Source organism: Streptomyces sparsogenes, assembly GCF_001704635.1.
GTDB classification, from domain to species: domain Bacteria; phylum Actinomycetota; class Actinomycetes; order Streptomycetales; family Streptomycetaceae; genus Streptomyces; species Streptomyces sparsogenes.
In genome coordinates, this window is sequence record NZ_MAXF01000252.1 from 1 (window position 1) to 1,157 (window position 1,157).

Here is a 1,157-nt window from a genome sequence, read left to right on the forward strand (position 1 = left end):
TCCGTCTGCGGCAGGAACATCTTGCCCGTCGCCAGATCCACCGGATCGGTGCCCTTGCAGGTCTTCCGGGCGTCCTCCCGCGCGAACGGGTGCCGCCCCTCCTTGCGCAGCGCCGCCCGCGCCGCGTCCTCACCGGCCCGGGTCGCCCGCGCGGCCTCCGTCCCGCGCCGGGCGTACGAGGCGGCCGTCAGGCCCTCCCGGGCCACGCCGAGTCCCTTGGTGCCGATCAGTTCGGGCACCAGTCGGCCCAGCCCCTCGCCGGGGTCCTTGGCGAAGGCGTCGAGCATGTTCTTGCCCGCGCCCATCGGGTCGTTGGCCAGCGTGACCAGACCCGCCGCCGTACTGTTCAGATTCGTCACATACTCGGCTGGATGGGTCAGGTTGTACGGGTCCAGGGGGTTGAGCTGACGCGCGAAGTTGACCAGCCCAGCCGTCCCCTTGACCACCCCGCCGGCGAAGTGGTCCAGATCCAGTGACAGGCCGTCCAGCCCGTCCTTGACCTGCTCGCTGTAGGAGGGCTTGGGCGGGGCCGCGTCCCGCGCCTGCTCCACCGCCCTGCGCGCCGTCTCCTCCGCCTTGTTCCGCTGCCGCCGCGCCTCGTCCAGGATCTCCTGCGCGGCCTTGGCCTTCGCCGGGCCCGGGTCGTGGAAGGCCCCCGGCTTCTTCGGCTCGGGCCCCGGGTCCTTGCCGTCCTTGACGGCGGCGTTGTAGGTGTCGGCCGCCGTGTTGTATGCCTCCACCTTCGCGTTGTGCGCGGACCGCGCCTCCTCCGACGCTTTCTTCGCCGCCTTGTACGCCTCGACGGCCTCTGCCGCCTGGCCCTGTGCCCACTCCACGGTGCCGGCGAAGCCCTCCAGGGCCGCCGCGGCCTTCTCGCAGGCGTCGGCCGCCTTGAACCACTTCTGCGGTTCGACGGACACCTTCTCGCGGAAGGTGTCCGCGCTCTGACCCTTCAGATGGGAGGCGTCCAGTCCCTTCAGCCCCTTGCCGACCTGGTCGAACGCCTTCTGGAAGTCGCGCAGGTGGGTGGCCGTGGACCGCAGCTTGCCCGCGCTGCCGAAGACCAGTTTCCTCGGGTCCTCGGTCTCGTCCAGCCGCATCTCGGCCACGTCGGCGCCCAGGGCGTTGGCCGCGGAGCGGGACTTGTCGCGGACCCA

1 protein-coding gene is annotated in these 1,157 nt (G+C 71.5%); it reads right to left on the reverse strand.

All coding sequences use genetic code 11. The annotated features are described in order from the left end of the window. A partial coding sequence (locus tag BBH68_RS38705) for a putative T7SS-secreted protein (protein WP_342673171.1) occupies nt 1-1,157 on the reverse strand: 1,157 nt, incomplete at both ends.